We start from the raw sequence: 14,976 nt of genomic DNA, 5'->3' as shown, positions 1-14,976 counted from the left end.
CGCCGCGGCGCGCCCATGTGCGCGCCGGCTTCTGGAATAATGCGCGGCTATGAGCAAAATCGATCAGCTACTGCACAACAACCGCGCCTGGTCCGAGCGGATCAATCGCGAGGATCCTGAGTTCTTCGGCCGCCTGTCGAAACAGCAGACCCCGGAATACCTGTGGATCGGCTGCTCGGATTCGCGGGTGCCGGCCAACCAGATCATCGACATGGCGCCGGGCGAGGTGTTCGTCCACCGCAACATCGCCAATGTCGTCGTGCACACCGACCTCAACTGCCTGTCGGTGATCCAGTTCGCGGTCGAGGTGCTGAAGGTGCGGCACATCCTGGTGGTCGGCCACTACGGCTGCGGCGGCGTGCATGCCGGGCTGACCCGCGCACGCCTGGGCCTGGTCGACAACTGGATCCGCCACGTCACCGACGTGGCCGAGAAGCACGAAGGCTGCCTGCAGCAGGCCGGCGACGTGACCCTGCAGCACGCCCGCCTGTGCGAGCTCAACGTGCTCGAGCAGGTGGTCAACGTCAGCCGCACCTCGATCGTGCGCGACGCGTGGGCCGCTGGCCAGGAACTGACCGTGCACGGCTGGGTCTACAGCCTGCGCGACGGCCGCGTGCACGACCTGGGCATGGAACTGGAGCGGATCGAGGACCTGGCGCCGCGCTACGATGCCGCGCTGGCCAGGATCTGCGAGGACCGCGAGGACCGCTGAGCCGGTAGCGGCACCCGCGCCGACACGACTTCCAAGGACACCGCATGCTTCCCGCTCCGCTGAACCTGCACGCCTGGATCGAAGAACACCGGCATCTGTTGAAGCCGCCGGTGGGCAACAAGTGCATCTACGCCGGCGACTTCATCGTGATGGCGGTCGGCGGACCGAACGCGCGCTCGGACTTCCACTACGACGAGGGCCCGGAGTGGTTCTACCAGCTCGAAGGCGAGATGGTGCTGCGGATCCAGGAGGACGGCGCGGTGCGCGAGATCCCGATCCGCGCCGGCGAGACCTTCCTGCTGCCGCCGAAGGTGCCGCATTCGCCGCAGCGGCTGCCCGAGTCGGTGGGCCTGGTGATCGAGCGCCGCCGCCTGCCGCACGAGAACGACGGCCTGCAGTGGTATTGCGAGCACTGCAACCATCTGCTGTACGAAGAGTACTTCCCGCTGCGCGACATCGAGACCGATTTTCCGCCGGTGTTCGCGCGCTTCTACGCCTCCGAGGCGCTGCGCACCTGCGGCCGTTGCGGACAGGTGCATCCGGTGCCGGCGCCCGCCGCCGCGCCGTGAGCGCGCCCTCGCCGACCGTCGCGCCGGACCGCGATGCTGCATAGCCTGATCGCGCTGAAGCCGCGCGACGTTCCGCTGCGCGTCGCCCTGCGCAACACCTTCGCGGTGGTCGCCCCGCTCGCCGTGGGCGTGGCCAGCGGCCATGCCGAACTCGGCCTGGCAATGGCCACCGGCGCATTGAACACCATGTTCTCCGACCAGCCCGGGCCGTACCGGGCGCGTATGCAACGCATGCTGATGGCCGCGCTGGCCGCCGGCGGCGCCGCCCTGCTGGGCATGCTGATCGGCGCGCACACCGCGGCGCTGGCGCTGGCGGCGTTGCTGCTGGGCCTGGGCGGCGGCCTGCTGGTGGCGCTGGGCCCGGTCGCGGCACGGGTCGGGTTGACCAGCATGATCCTGCTGGTGGTCAGCGCCGACGTGCGCCTGCCGGCCGCGCAGAGCGTCGGCGTGGCCGCGCTGATCTTCGCCGGCGGCGTGCTGCAGATGCTGATGGCGCTGGCCGCCTGGCCGCTGCAGCGCTACCGCCCGGAGCGGTTCGCACTGGCCGAGCTGATGCGGCAACTGGCCGGCATCGCCCGCCAGCGGCCGAGCGCGACGCTGGCGCCGCCGGCCACCGAAGCGGTGCTCGAGGCGATGGTGATGCTGCACGGCGAGCATCGCTCGCGCGGGCTGGCGGTGCAGTCGTTCCGAATCATCGCCGAGCTGTGCGAACGCGCGCGGCTGGAACTGCTGACCCTGACCGACCTGCACGGACGCCTGGACGAGGCCTCCGTCGCGCGCTTGCCGATCGAGCGCGTGCTGGAACGCAGTGCGGTGGTGCTGGACCAGCTCGCCCACGCGCTGGACAACGCCGAAGACCCGGCCGCGGCAGAGGCCTCGATGACCGGCTTCGACGATCTGGCCGAGGCGTTGGCGCAGGCCCAGGCGCAAGCGCAGGACACCCGCGAGCGGCGCCTGCTGCGCATCGCCGTGACCCGCGCGCAGGGCCTGGGCGGGCAGCTGCGCGCGCTGGTGCGCAACGGCCACTGGGCCAGTAGCCGCGGCGAGATCCAGGCCGAGCTGGCCGAGGCCCGCTTGCCGGCGGCGCTGCGCCCGCTGGCGCCGCTGCAGACCCTGCGCGCCAACCTCGGCTTCTCCTCGGTCGCGTTCCGGCATGCCTTGCGCTGCGGCGTGTGCCTGAGCCTGGCGGTGCTGTTCGAACGCTGGCAGGCGATCCCGCACGGCTACTGGATCCCGATGACCACCGCGATCGTGCTCAAGCCGGATTTCGGCGGCACCCTCAGCTTCGGCGCGCTGCGCGTGGCCGGCACCTTCGCCGGGCTGGTGCTGGCCACCGTGCTGGCCCACTTCACGATGGACGGCGCGGTGGTGCGGCTGCTGTTGCTGACCGTGTTCTGCCTGGGCTTCCGCCTGCTGACCCAGGTCAACTACGGCCTCGGCGTGGCCTCGCTGACCGGCATGCTGGTGTTGCTGCTGTCGTTCGAGGGCATGGCCCCGGGCGAGGCGATCGGCGAACGTATCCAGGCCACCGTACTCGGCAGCGCGCTGGCGCTGGTCGCCTACGCGCTGTGGCCGACCTGGGAGCGGCGGCATATCCGCGCCACCCTGGCGCAGCTGTTGCTGGCCTATCGCGACCACCTCGCCGCGCTGCTCGAAGGCAGGCTGCATGCGCTGCCGGAAACCCGCGCTGCGGCGCGCACCGCGCGCACCAACGTGCAGGCCTCGATCGAGCGACTGCGCGGCGAGCCGCGGCGCAAGCGCAACCTGCGCGAACTGAAGCTGGCCGAGTCGGTGCTGGCCAACGGCAACCGCCTGATCCGCGCCTCGCTGGCGCTGGAGGCGGTGCTGCGCGACAGCCCCGCGCTGCCGCCGCTGCCGGAGCTGGAACAGTTCCGGCGCCAGGCGCATGCGGCGTTGACGCAACTGGCCGACAGCCTGGGCAGCGGCACCGCGCCGGCGCAGGCGACCTTGCGCAACGACGAACGGCGCCTGGCCGAGGCGCTGGCCGCGCAGTTGCAGGAGGCCAGCGACGGCTCGGCGCTGGCCGCGCTGGCCGACACCGGCGACCGCGTCGCCGACAGCGTCGGCACCCTCACCCACCTGTTGCGCAGCGCGATGCTGCCGGCCGCCGCGACGGTCGCCGACGAAGCGCTACGCCGCGACCGGTAGACTGTGCCTTCGTCCTGTCACCTGCTGCCGATGAACGAGATCCTGACCCGCACCCATGCCACCGCGCTTGACGCCGCCGACCCGCTGCGCGAGCTGCGCCGCGAATTCCTGTTCCCGCAGCACCAGGGCGCCGACCAGGCCTACTTCGTCGGCAATTCGCTCGGCCTGCAGCCGCGCGGCGCGCGCGCCGCGGTGCAGGAGGTGCTGGACAAATGGTCGACGCTGGCGGTGGAAGGCCACTTCACCGGCGACACGCAGTGGATGACCTACCACGAACTGCTGGCGGCGCCGCTGGCGCAGCTGGTCGGCGCGCTGCCACACGAAGTGGTGGCGATGAACACGCTGACGGTGAACCTGCACCTGCTGATGGTCAGCTTCTACCGCCCCACCCGCGAGCGCCCGGCGATCCTGATCGAGGCCGGCGCGTTCCCGTCCGACCAGCATGCGGTCGCCTCGCAGATCCGCTTCCACGGCTTCGATCCGGCCACCGAGCTGATCGAAGTGCAGCCAGACGGTGCCGACGGCACCGTGTCGCTGGCCGCGATCGAGCGTGCCATCGCCGAACACGGCCCGCGCCTGGCGCTGGTGCTGTGGCCGGGCGTGCAGTACCGCACCGGCCAGGCCTTCGACCTGGATGCGGTGGCGCGGCTGGCGCGCGCGGCCGGCGCCGCGGTCGGTTTCGATCTGGCGCATGCGGTCGGCAACATCCCGTTGACCCTGCACGACACCGCGCCCGATTTCGCGGTGTGGTGCCACTACAAGTACCTCAACGCCGGCCCCGGCGCGGTCGCCGGCGCCTTCGTGCACGAACGCCACGGCCACGGCGACACGCCGCGCTTCGCCGGCTGGTGGGGCCACGACAAGCGCACCCGCTTCCAGATGCGGCCGGAATTCGTCGCCGCGCCCGGGGCCGAGGGCTGGCAGCTGAGCAATCCGCCGATTCTGAGCATGGCGCCGCTGCGCGCGTCGCTGGAGCTGTTCGAGCGCGCCGGCTTCCCGGCGCTGCGGCGCAAGTCGCTGCAGCTCACCGGCTATCTGGAAACGCTGATCCGCGCGCGCCTGGCCGAGACCCTGCAGATCCTCACCCCGGCCGATCCGGCGCAACGCGGCTGCCAACTGTCGCTGCGCGTGGCCGGCGGCCGCGAACGCGGCCGTGCGCTGTTCGAGTACCTGCAATCGGTCGGCGTGCTCGGCGACTGGCGCGAGCCGGACGTGATCCGGATCAGCCCGGTGCCGCTGTACACCCGCTATCGCGACGTCTACCGCTTCGTCGAAGAAGTGGAAACCTGGGCCGGCGTCTGAGCCGCCCCCTCCTGCGCGGCCGCGGCCGCGCGCCATGCCGGACCTTTCCTTGAGCGCCTCCCCCCGCAGCATCACCCTGATCGGCGCCGGCCTGGCCGGTTCCCTGCTCGCCATCCTGCTCTCGCGCCAGGGCTGGCGCGTCACCGTCTACGAGCGCCGCGGCGACCCGCGCATCCAGGACTACGAGCGCGGCCGCTCGATCAACCTGGCGCTGGCCGAGCGCGGCCTGCACGCGCTGCGCCACGCCGGCGCCGACGCCGCGGTGATGGCCAAGGCGGTGATGATGCGCGGGCGCATGGTCCACTTCGCCGACGGCCGCCAGCAGCTGCAGCGCTATGGCCGCGACGACAGCGAGGTGATCTGGTCGGTGCACCGCAACGACCTCAACATCACCCTGCTGCAGCTGGCCGAGCAGGCCGGCGCGCAGATCCACTTCTACCGGCGCCTGCACACGGTGGACTTCGACGCCGGCTATGCGCGCTTCATCGACGACCGCGACGACCAGCCGCACGACATCCGCTTCGACAGCATGATCGGCGCCGACGGCGCCGGCTCGGCGCTGCGCGCGGCGATGCAGCGCAAGTCGCCGATGGCCGAGCACACCGAATTCTTGGACCACTCGTACAAGGAGTTGGAGATCCCGCCCAACGCCGACGGTAGCTTCCGTATCGAAGCCAACGCGCTGCACATCTGGCCGCGCGGCCACTACATGTGCATCGCGCTGCCCAACGACGAAGGCACCTTCACCGTCACCCTGTTTCTGCCGAACCAGGGCGAGCCCAGCTTCGCTACCACCCGCAGCGGCGCGGAAGCCCTGGCCTTGTTCGAGCGCGACTTCGCCGATGCGCTGCCGCTGATGCCGCAACTGGCCGAACACTGGGAACAGCACCCGCCGGGCCTGCTCGGCACGCTGCGCCTGGAACGCTGGCATCTGGACGGGCGCGCGGTGCTGCTCGGCGATGCCGCGCACGCGATGGTGCCGTTCCATGGCCAGGGCATGAACTGCGCGTTCGAGGATTGCGTGGCGCTGGCCGCGCACCTGCAGCGCGAACCGGACCTGGGCCGCGCCTATGCCGCATTCGAAGCCGAGCGCAAACCCAATGCCAGCGCGATCCAGCAGATGGCGCTGGAGAACTACATCGAGATGCGCGACCGCGTCGGCGATGCCGGCTTCCTGCTGCAGCGCGAGCTGGAGCAGGCGCTGCAGACCCGCTACCCGACGCGCTTCGTGCCGCACTACACGATGGTCACCTTCCTGCGCACGCCGTACGCGCTGGCATTGGAGCGCAGCGAGATCCAGCGCCAGATCCTGGTGCAGGCCACGCAGGGCCACAGCGACCTGTCGCGGATCGACTGGGCCCGGCTGGAGCGGATCGTGCACGCGCGGCTGGCGCCGCTGGACGGCGCGCATTGAGCCGGGCAGGCCGCCGTGTGTAGGAGCGGCTTCAGCCGCGACGCGTTACCGATCGTGCCTGTCGCGGCTAAAGCCGCTCCTACAAAAACCAGTCCGCGTTGTACCATCTTCCACACCGTTCCGCCCCGACCATGCCCGACAGCTTTCTCTTCTACGACCTGGAAACCTTCGGTGCCGATCCGCGGCGCACGCGCATCGCGCAGTTCGCGGCGGTGCGTACCGATGCGGCTCTGAACGTGGTCGAGGAGCCGATCAGTTTCTTCGTGCAGCCGGCCGACGACCTGCTGCCCTCGCCGATCGCCACGCTGATCACCGGCATCACGCCGCAGCAGGCGCTGCGCGACGGGGTCAACGAGGCCGACGCGTTCGCACGCATCGCCGAGCAGATGGCGCGGCCGCAGACCTGCACCCTGGGCTACAACTCGCTGCGCTTCGACGACGAGTTCGTCCGCCACGGCCTGTTCCGCAACTTCCACGATCCCTACGAACGCGAGTGGCGCAACGGCAACTCGCGCTGGGACCTGCTGGACATGCTGCGGCTGATGCACGCGCTGCGTCCGGACGGCGTGGTCTGGCCGCAGCGCGACGACGGCGCCACCTCGTTCAAGCTGGAGCAGCTGGCGCTGGCCAACGGCGTGCGCGACGGCGACGCGCACGAGGCGCTGTCCGACGTCTACGCCACCATCGGCATGGCACGGCTGTTCCGCGAGCGGCAGCCGCGGCTGTGGGACTACGCGCTGAAACTGCGCGACAAGCGCTTCTGCGGCGGCCTGCTCGACATCGTGGCGATGCAGCCGGTGCTGCACGTGTCGATGCGCTATCCGGCCGCACGCCTGTGCGCGGCGCCGGTGCTGCCGCTGGCGCGGCATCCACGGATCGACAGCCGGGTGCTGGTGTTCGACCTGGAGGGCGATATCGAACCGCTGCTGCGCTACACCCCGGAGCAGATCGCCGACCGCCTGTACACGCCGCAGGCCGACCTGCCCGAGGGCGAGCAGCGCATCCCGTTGAAGGAAGTGCATCTGAACAAGGCGCCGGCGCTGGTCGCCTGGTCGCATCTGCGCGATCCGGATTTCGCCCGCCTGCAGCTCGACCCGGCGCAGATCCTGGCCAAGGCCGCGCGCCTGCGCGAGGCCGGGCCGGCACTGGCCGAGAAGGTCCGCCGTGTGTTCGGCAACGAACGCGCGTCCGCCACGCCCGACGTGGACGCCTCGCTGTACGACGGCTTCCTGGCCGACACCGACAAGCGTGCGATGGCGCAGGTGCGGGCGACCCCGCCGGCGCAGCTGGCGCCGCTGGAATCGGGCTTCCGCGATCCGCGCCTGCCCGAGCTGCTGTTCCGCTACCGCGCACGCAACTGGCCGCAGACGCTGTCCATCGTCGAACAGAGCCGCTGGGACGACTACCGCCGCCAGCGCCTGCACGGCGACAGCGGCCTGTCCGAACTGGGTTTCGACGGCTACTACGCGCAGCTCGCCGATTTACGTCTGGCTCACTCCGATGATGCTACCAAGCAAGCCCTGCTCGATCAGCTGGCCGCTTGGGGCCAGGACCTGCAACGCACCCTATGACCTCCTATTTCAGCGACGCCAGCTTCAAGTTCCTGCGTGCCCTGGCGCGGCACAACGACAAGGCCTGGTTCAACGACAACCGGCATAAGTACGAGGAGCACGTGCGCCAGCCGTTCCTGCGCCTGATCACCGACCTGCAGCCGGACCTGGCCCAGGTCAGCGAACATTTCCGCGCCGACCCGCGCGGCGTCGGCGGCTCGCTGTTCCGCATCCATCGCGATGCGCGCTTCTCCCACGACAAATCGCCGTACAAGACCTGGCAGGGCGCGCGCCTGTTCCACGAGCGGCGCAAGCAGGTGCCGGCGCCCTCGTTCTACATCCACCTGCAGCCGGGCGAGAGCTTCGTCGGCGCCGGCCTGTGGCATCCGGAACCGGATACGCAGCGCAAGGTGCGCCAGTTCATCTTCGACAATCCCGGCAGCTGGAAGGCTGCCGCGCATGCGCCGAAGCTGCGCCGCCGCTTCGATTTCGAGGCCACGGAAGTGTTGGTGCGGCCGCCGCGCGGCTTCCCCGCCGAGTTCGAGTTCATCGACGACCTCAAGCACAAGAACTGGGTGTTCTGGCGCCAGCTCGACGATGCCACCATGACCGGGCCGAAACTGCGCGCGCTGGTGGCAGCCGACCTGCAGACGCTGGCCCCGTTCGTGGATTACCTGTGCGCGGCGCTGGATCTGGAATTCTGAGCGCATAGTGCGCCCTGTAGGAGCGGCTCTACGTGGCCTCGGGCCATCAGCCGCGACAGGTGCCCTCCGCAGGTTCTGTCGCGGCTGAAGCCGCTCCTACAAAAGCTGGTTCCATACCGAGGCATCCCATGAAGAAATGGCTGGCCCTGCTGTTCCTCGCCCTGCTCGCGCTTGGCGGCTATGTCGTCGCCGGGCCTTACCTGGCGATCCGCGGCATCAGCCAGGCGCTGGAACAGCGCGATGCGGCGGCGCTGGAGCGCTACGTCGACTTCCCCACCCTGCGGGTCAATCTGAAGGCGCAGGTGGACGACGCGCTGCTGCGCCGCGCCGGGCCGGACCTGCAGGCCGGCCTGTTCGGCGGCGCGCTGCTGTCGCTGGCCGGCAGCGTCAGCGGCATGGGCGTGGATGCGATGGTCACCCCGGCCGGGATCGGCGCCTTGCTGCAGGGCGACGCGCTATGGAAGCGCGCCAGCGGCGACACCGTGGGCGGCGACACCTACGCCGCACCGCGCCCGCCGCAGCCGCTGCGCCAGGCCGAACACCGCTTCGAATCGACCTCGCGCTTCGTCGCCACCATCCACACCGCCGACGGTACCGCGGTGCCCTGCGTCTTCACCCGCGAGGGGTTGCGCTGGAAGCTCAGCAACATCCTGCTGCCGCTGTAGGAGCGGCTTCAGCCGCGACACCGGCGCCGGAAGAAACATCCGATGGCCCGAGGCCACCCGGAGTTCCTGCAGGAAGCTTGCGACCGACCCGGTCGGTGCACAGGCTTTACACCGCCCATGGATTGCCGAAACCATAGCGGCTTCCAACTCCGCTCGTCGCGACTGAAGTCGCTCCCACAAGAACTTGCGGCAAGCCGGCTGGGTGCCTGTGGGAGGGACTTCAGCCCCGACTGCGCGATGCATCCGCAGCAACAAACCGGCGCCTAGAGGGTCTCCGCCTCCGCTTGTCGCGGCTGAAGGGCACCTCCAATAATTCCATTCCTGAAGCTGCACGCTGCGCGCGGCGATGGCGTGTTCCTTTTTCTGTCGCGGCTGAAGCCGCTCCCACACATGCGCGCCGTGCTCTTGTAGGAGCGGCTTCAGCCGCGACAGGAAGACGAAGCGGCCGTGATGCCAAGGCGTCCATGGAAAACGCGGCCGCAACACCACCAAGTCCACCGCCAATGCGCCTTTGCCGCTCCGTGGCATCGCGAACGTATCGATGCCGGAACCTGCGGGCTGGGCGTGTCGGCGTCTCGCAAGTGCATCGACATGCTTTTGGGAATTATTAGAGGGTCCTGAAGTCGCTCCCACAAGAACTTGCGGCAAGCCGGCTGGGTGCCTGTGGGAGGGACTTCAGTCCCGACTGCGCGATGCATCCGCAGCAACAAACCGGCGCCTAGAGGGTCTCCGCTTCCGCTTGTCGCGGCTGAAGGGCACCTCCAATAATTCCATTTCTGAAGCTGCACGCTGCGCCGTGTCGATGGCGTGCCCCTTTTTCTGTCGCGGCTGAAGCCGCTCCTACACATGCGCGCTGTGCTCTTGTAGATACCGTCTTCCCCCCTACCAGGCAAGGGCCTTTTGAGGGTCGAAGGGCGTGCGCGATTTGAGCACGCCGTAGGCGATGTGCAGCAACTTGCGCATGGCGGCGCAGATGATCTGCTTGTTGGCTTTGCCACGCTCGCGCAGACGGTGTTTCAGTGCCCGCACGACCGGGTTGTGGGTCATGGCGACCAAGGCCGGCAGGAACAGGCCGGCGCGCAGGCGTGGGGAGCCGGTACGGGAGATGCAGACCTGGCCCTGGCGCTTGCCGGACTCCTGTAGCCGTGGATTGAGCCCAGCAAAGGCGGTCACCGCCGAGGCGTGTGAGAAGCGCTCCACGTTGCCGAGCTCGGCCAGCAACAGCGCCGCACTCGTCTCGGCGATGCCGTCGATGCTGACCAGCAGCTCGCGCTGCCCGCGCAGGGTGGGATCTTGGTCGATCTGGTCGTCAATGGCCCGTTCGATCTGCGCGATGCGCATCTGCAGCTGGGCGATGTGCTCCAGGAGCGAGTGGCGTACCACCGACGCGGCAACGTCCAGGCGGTTGCGCTCCATCTGCAGCATCTGCAGCAGGTCCTCGCGCCGGCGCACCAGCGCCTTGAGATGCTTGAGCGCCGGCGGATCGGGCTGCCAAGGCCGCAACTGCGACGCATGGCGCAGGCCGTAGCTGGCGATCAGCTTGGCATCGCTGTGGTCGGTCTTGACCCGGGTCAGCTGGCTGGGTGCATACAGCGCCATCTGCGCCGGGTTGAGGACGCACACGCGGTAGCCCAATGCGTACACGAACTCGGCCAGGGCCTCGTGGTAGGGGCCGGTGGCTTCCATCACGATCCAGCTGTCTGCCTGCGCATGGGTCTGCAACCACGTCCGCAGGGCCTGGAATCCCTTCGGATCGTTGGGAAGCTTGGCCTTGGTGCGGTACTTGCCGTTGGCCAGGTCGATGGCCAGGTCGAAACTGCGTTTGGCGACGTCGATACCGACGACTGGGGACATGGACGACTCCTCCATCGTGGGATGAACACGATCATCGCTGCGCCCGGTCCTGCCTTGTGGATGCGAGTTCACGCCAGCGGCGGACTCTGGATACCGTGCGGACACCAATGGGCCAGCATGTGCGGTGCGGGAGCCAATCTACAATGCAAGCTCGTAGCTTCAGGAGCGACTGGGCTTCCCGCACTGCTCCGATGATCAGTCGGAAGACATAACGCCATCACGACGCCATGTCCAGATACAAGGAGCGGCTTCAGCCGCGACAGGAAGACGAAGCGGCCGTGATGCCAAGGCGTCCATGGAAAACGCGGCCGCAACGCCCACCGTCTACCGCCAATGCGCCTTTGCCACTCCATGGCATCTAAAACGTGTCGATGCCGAACCTGCCGGCTGGGCATGTCGGCGTCTTGCAAGTGCATCGACATGCTTTTAGGGGCTATTAGAGGTGCCCTGAAGTCGCTCCCACAAGAACTTGCGGCAAGCCGGCTGGGTGCACTGTGGGAGGGACTTCAGTCCCGACTGCGCGATGCATCCGCAGCAGCAAACCGGCGCATGGAGGGTCTCCGCCTCTGCTTGTCGCGACTGAAGCCGGCGCCACAATGACCGGCAGCATGTCGCCGCGTCGCGCCGCTCAGCGGCGCCAGGCGGTCGTCTCGAATGCCCGCTGCAGGCGCCGGAACGTCGGCCGCAACTGCCAGCGCGCCGACCACGGCAGGCGCGCCAGCGCGGCGCGCGCATCCAGCGCCCGCACATCGCCGGTCCAGGCGAACACGATGTGGTTGTCCAGCTCCGGCTCGTCCATGCGCAGCACGCGGCCGCCGAAGACCTTGCGCAGGTGCGCCACGTGCTGGCGGGTGTCGGTGTCGTACAGGTTCACCGCCAGCACGCCACCGGGCGTCAGCGCGGCATGGCAATCCTCATAGAAACCGCGGGAGCGCAAGGCCGCCGGGATGCCGTCGGCATCGTAGGCATCGAGCAACAGCAGGTCGTAGCGGCCGCGGCGTTGCGGCAACAGGCGCGCGCCGTCGCCGTGCAGCGCCTGGAACCGTGCGTCGTCGGCCGGGATCTGGAAGGCATCGCGCAACGCCAGCACGTCGGCATCGGCCTCGATCGCCTCGATCTGCGCCTGCGGCAGGTGCCGGTAGCAGAATTTTGCCTGCGAACCGCCGCCCAGGCCGACGATGCCGATGCGGTGCGGCTGCGGGCGCAGCAACAGCGCGCCGAGCATGCTGCGGGTGTAGCCCACCTCCAGCACGTGCGGCCACCAGGTGAGCATCCGGCTCTGCGTTACCTCGCCCTTGAACTGCAGGCTGGTGTAGCGCCAGCCGCGTTCCACATACGGCCGCCCCGGGCGCAGCGCCTGCGTCTGCGCGCGGCCCGGCCGCAGCAGCTGGCGCAGCGTGGCCCAGCGACCGCCTGCGCCGCCGCTGCCGCCGGAGGCCGCGCTCACGGCTTGGCGATGAGGTTGGCCACGCCGTGCGGCACGTGCCCGGCGGCCACGCGCTCGCGTGCGGCGCTGTCGATGTTGTGCTGCGAATCGTCGAAGAAGATGTCGGCGCCGAACGCCTGCAGGAACGGCCCCTTGTGGCGGCCGCCCAGGAACAGCGCCTCGTCCAGGCGCACGCCCCACTCGCGCAGCGTGCGGATCACCCGCTCGTGCGCCGGCGCCGAACGCGCGGTGACCAGCGCGGTGCGGATCGGCGAGGCTTCGCCGGCCGGGAACGCGGACTGCAGCGCATGCAACGCGGACAGGAAATTGCGGAACGGCCCGCCGGTCAGCGGCTCGCGCGCGTTCTCGCGCTCATGGCGGCCGAACGCCTCCACGCCCTGCTCGCGCGAAAAGCGCTCGCCTTCGTCGCCGAAGATCACCGCATCGCCGTCGAAGGCGATGCGCAGCTGCGTGGACAGCCGCTCCGAATCGATCGCGCCGGCCGCCGCGGCGGCTTCCTGCGCACGCTCGCCCGGCGGCTTGGGCAGGATCGTGGCCGCGGCGATGCCGTGGCTCAGCGCGCGCCGCACCGATTCCGGATTGGCCGACAGGAACAGGTCGGTGCCGAACGGCTTGACGTACGGCCAGGTCGGCTCGCCGGAGGTGAAGGTGGCGCGGACGATGCCCAGCCCGTAATGCTGGATCGAATTGAAGATGCGCAGCCCGGTGTCGGCGGAATTGCGCGACAGCAGGATCACCTCCACCGGCGGCGTCTCCGGCGGCGTGCCCTGGTTCAGCGCCAGCAGCTTGCGCACCACCGGAAACGCCACGCCCGGCGCCAGCACATCGTCCTCGCGCTCGCGCTGGTACGCGCTGTACGCCTCCACGCCCTGCTGCTCGAACAGGGCATGGCCCTCTTCCAGATCGAACAGGGCACGCGAGGTGATCGCGACGGTCAGCAGGCGGGGGGAGTTGTCGGACATTTGGGGGCTGGGAATGGGGAATCGGGAATGGGGAATAGGTAAAAGCGATTTACAGGCGTGGACGTGACATGGGGAAAACGAAAAACACGGAAACCGCTTCTGCGATTCCCCATTCCCGATTCCCCATTCCCCGCCCTAAACCATAAATTGCTCGCTCAAGATCCGCTCCTCCAGGTTGTGCTCCGGATCGAACAGCAGGGTGACCAGGCGGTCGCGCGATTCGCGGATGGTGACTTCGACCACGTCGCGGGTTTCGTGCGAATCGGCGGTGACGCTGACCGGGCGCTTGTACGGATCGAGCACGCGCAGACGCACTTCGGTGTCGGCCTTGAGGATCGCGCCGCGCCAGCGCCGCGGCCGGTACGGCGCGATCGGGGTCAGCGCCAGCGTGTGCGAGCCCAGCGGCAGGATCGGGCCGTGCGCCGAGGAATTGTAGGCAGTGCTGCCGGCCGGCGTGGCCACCATCACCCCGTCGCAGATCAGTTCGTCGACGCGGGTCTGGCCGTTGAGGTCGATGCTGACGTGTGCGGCCTGGCGGGTCTGCCGCAGCAGCGAGACTTCGTTGTAGGCCAGCGAACCGGTGGTGGTGCCGGACTCGGTCTGCGCCAGCATCTCCAGCGGCCGCAGCTTGGCCGGCTCGGCCTGCGCCAGGCGCGCCACCAGGTCGTCGTCCAGCGACTGGTTCATCAGGAAACCGACGGTGCCCAGCTTCATGCCGAACACCGGTTTGCCCAGCCCGCCATGGCGGTGCAGGGTCTGCAGCATGAAGCCGTCGCCGCCGAGCGCGCACAGCACGTCGGCGTCGGCCGGGGCGTGGTCGCCATAGCGTGCGATCAGCTGATCGCGCGCCGCGAGCGCGGCCGGCGCCGTACTGGCGAGGAAACAGATGCGGGGAGAAGATGGCAGGACAGGAACGTTCATGCGCCGATCATACCCGGCACGCCGTTACGCGCGCGCTGCCATCCAGGTGCTGCCGGCGTCAGCGTCCGGACGCGTAATCGTTGTAGACGGTGCGCACGGCCTGTTCCTGCATCTCCTGGCGGACCGACTCCGGCACGACGGCGATCAAGTGCTCGCGGACCTGCTGCGCCAGTTGCGCGGACTGGATGTCGCCCGTGCCCTCGGCCTGTCGCGCATCGGCCAGACACAACCAGTACCAGGCGCGTGCCACATCCCTGCATTGCTGCGGGCCAAAGGCCTGGATCCAGGCCAGTTCGGGCTCCCAGCCCGCGCCCTCGCGCCAGCCGCGCGCGCCCCATTGCGCCAACAGCGCGGCATGATCCGCTTCGGTGCCCACGCCGAGAAAGCAGCGGCGGCCGTACTCCCGGTAGGCGGCGCTGAAACGATTGTCCAGCCAGGTGCGGGCGTAGACCGCGCGCTTCAATGCGGCCAGCGCCGCGCCCTGCTCGCCGATCGCGTCCAGGTGCAGAAACCACGCGTACGCGGCATCGCCCAACGACGCCCTAGACAGCGCGCGCAGCGGCGCCAGGTTGCCTTGCCGTTGTTCCTGCAGCGCACGCTGCAGCCGCGCGTCCAGCGACGGCCGCCGGGCCAGCAGCACCAGCAGCAGCGCGACGAACGCGGGAATGAGAAGGTAGATCATGGTCTATGCCAGCGCGATGCCGCAG

General features: G+C 69.3%; 13 protein-coding genes. 8 read left to right on the top strand and 5 right to left on the bottom strand.

Going from position 1 to position 14,976, the window contains the following annotated elements; genetic code table 11:
- Positions 1-49 precede the first annotated feature (49 nt).
- The 8 genes from can to AB3X08_RS10125 all read left to right on the top strand — a co-directional run bounded on the left by can (position 50) and on the right by AB3X08_RS10125 (position 9,085).
- Entirely contained in the window at positions 50-712 is a 663-nt protein-coding gene (gene can / locus AB3X08_RS10160) for a carbonate dehydratase (RefSeq protein WP_184410123.1), read from the top strand.
- A 44-nt stretch (positions 713-756) separates the two neighbouring features.
- Complete coding sequence (locus AB3X08_RS10155; RefSeq protein WP_369938025.1) at positions 757-1,281, top strand: 3-hydroxyanthranilate 3,4-dioxygenase; 525 nt, start codon at positions 757-759, stop codon at positions 1,279-1,281.
- A gap of 33 nt (positions 1,282-1,314) precedes the next feature.
- Positions 1,315-3,450 carry an FUSC family protein gene (locus tag AB3X08_RS10150; protein ID WP_369938023.1) on the top strand — a complete coding sequence of 712 codons (2,136 nt, stop codon included), beginning with the start codon at positions 1,315-1,317 and terminating at the stop codon, positions 3,448-3,450.
- 30 nt (positions 3,451-3,480) lie between these two features.
- The gene (gene kynU / locus AB3X08_RS10145; protein ID WP_369938022.1) at positions 3,481-4,752 is read left to right on the top strand and encodes a kynureninase; all 1,272 of its coding nucleotides are present in this window, start codon (positions 3,481-3,483) and stop codon (positions 4,750-4,752) included.
- A gap of 34 nt (positions 4,753-4,786) precedes the next feature.
- Positions 4,787-6,166, top strand: a complete 1,380-nt coding sequence (locus tag AB3X08_RS10140; RefSeq protein WP_369938021.1) for an FAD-dependent oxidoreductase — start codon at positions 4,787-4,789, stop codon at positions 6,164-6,166.
- A gap of 131 nt (positions 6,167-6,297) precedes the next feature.
- Positions 6,298-7,737, top strand: coding sequence for an exodeoxyribonuclease I (sbcB, locus tag AB3X08_RS10135; protein WP_369938020.1), 1,440 nt, complete (start codon positions 6,298-6,300; stop codon positions 7,735-7,737).
- Positions 7,734-8,420: a DUF2461 domain-containing protein gene (locus AB3X08_RS10130; RefSeq protein ID WP_369938018.1), complete on the top strand. Its 687-nt coding sequence runs from the start codon at positions 7,734-7,736 to the stop codon at positions 8,418-8,420. The genes sbcB and AB3X08_RS10130 overlap by 4 nt, the downstream gene beginning before the upstream one ends.
- A gap of 128 nt (positions 8,421-8,548) precedes the next feature.
- Complete coding sequence (locus AB3X08_RS10125; RefSeq protein ID WP_369938016.1) at positions 8,549-9,085, top strand: DUF2939 domain-containing protein; 537 nt, start codon at positions 8,549-8,551, stop codon at positions 9,083-9,085.
- Between the two features lie 882 nt (positions 9,086-9,967).
- Here AB3X08_RS10125 and AB3X08_RS10120 read toward each other — a convergent pair.
- The 5 genes from AB3X08_RS10120 to AB3X08_RS10100 form a co-directional block, all read right to left on the bottom strand.
- The gene (locus AB3X08_RS10120; RefSeq protein WP_369938015.1) at positions 9,968-10,939 is read right to left on the bottom strand and encodes an IS110 family transposase; all 972 of its coding nucleotides are present in this window, start codon (positions 10,937-10,939) and stop codon (positions 9,968-9,970) included.
- Between the two features lie 628 nt (positions 10,940-11,567).
- On the bottom strand, positions 11,568-12,386 hold the full coding sequence (locus AB3X08_RS10115) for a transferase (protein ID WP_369938013.1): 819 nt from the start codon (positions 12,384-12,386) through the stop codon (positions 11,568-11,570).
- A complete protein-coding gene (locus tag AB3X08_RS10110; protein WP_369938010.1) occupies positions 12,383-13,348 on the bottom strand; it encodes a 5'-nucleotidase in 966 nt (321 codons plus the stop codon). The genes AB3X08_RS10115 and AB3X08_RS10110 overlap by 4 nt, the downstream gene beginning before the upstream one ends.
- A gap of 135 nt (positions 13,349-13,483) precedes the next feature.
- Entirely contained in the window at positions 13,484-14,254 is a 771-nt protein-coding gene (locus AB3X08_RS10105) for an NAD kinase (RefSeq protein ID WP_184410915.1), read from the bottom strand.
- A 73-nt stretch (positions 14,255-14,327) separates the two neighbouring features.
- A complete protein-coding gene (locus tag AB3X08_RS10100; protein WP_369938009.1) occupies positions 14,328-14,951 on the bottom strand; it encodes a hypothetical protein in 624 nt (207 codons plus the stop codon).
- Between the last annotated feature and the right edge of the window lie 25 nt (positions 14,952-14,976).

It is taken from the genome of Xanthomonas sp. DAR 34887 (assembly GCF_041245805.1).
Taxonomy (GTDB): domain Bacteria; phylum Pseudomonadota; class Gammaproteobacteria; order Xanthomonadales; family Xanthomonadaceae; genus Xanthomonas_A; species Xanthomonas_A tesorieronis.
This window is presented reverse-complemented; position numbering and strand designations above follow the sequence as displayed.

What these genes read in the sequence shown, in the direction of transcription:
- AB3X08_RS10100 (WP_369938009.1), bottom strand. Translation starts at nt 14,951, where the DNA reads ATGATCTACCTTCTCATTCCCGCGTTCGTCGCGCTGCTGCTGGTGCTG.
- AB3X08_RS10125 (WP_369938016.1), top strand. Translation starts at nt 8,549, where the DNA reads ATGAAGAAATGGCTGGCCCTGCTGTTCCTCGCCCTGCTCGCGCTTGGC.
- AB3X08_RS10130 (WP_369938018.1), top strand. Translation starts at nt 7,734, where the DNA reads ATGACCTCCTATTTCAGCGACGCCAGCTTCAAGTTCCTGCGTGCCCTG.
- AB3X08_RS10155 (WP_369938025.1), top strand. Translation starts at nt 757, where the DNA reads ATGCTTCCCGCTCCGCTGAACCTGCACGCCTGGATCGAAGAACACCGG.
- AB3X08_RS10110 (WP_369938010.1), bottom strand. Translation starts at nt 13,348, where the DNA reads ATGTCCGACAACTCCCCCCGCCTGCTGACCGTCGCGATCACCTCGCGT.
- kynU (WP_369938022.1), top strand. Translation starts at nt 3,481, where the DNA reads ATGAACGAGATCCTGACCCGCACCCATGCCACCGCGCTTGACGCCGCC.
- sbcB (WP_369938020.1), top strand. Translation starts at nt 6,298, where the DNA reads ATGCCCGACAGCTTTCTCTTCTACGACCTGGAAACCTTCGGTGCCGAT.
- AB3X08_RS10150 (WP_369938023.1), top strand. Translation starts at nt 1,315, where the DNA reads ATGCTGCATAGCCTGATCGCGCTGAAGCCGCGCGACGTTCCGCTGCGC.
- AB3X08_RS10120 (WP_369938015.1), bottom strand. Translation starts at nt 10,939, where the DNA reads ATGTCCCCAGTCGTCGGTATCGACGTCGCCAAACGCAGTTTCGACCTG.
- AB3X08_RS10140 (WP_369938021.1), top strand. Translation starts at nt 4,787, where the DNA reads ATGCCGGACCTTTCCTTGAGCGCCTCCCCCCGCAGCATCACCCTGATC.
- can (WP_184410123.1), top strand. Translation starts at nt 50, where the DNA reads ATGAGCAAAATCGATCAGCTACTGCACAACAACCGCGCCTGGTCCGAG.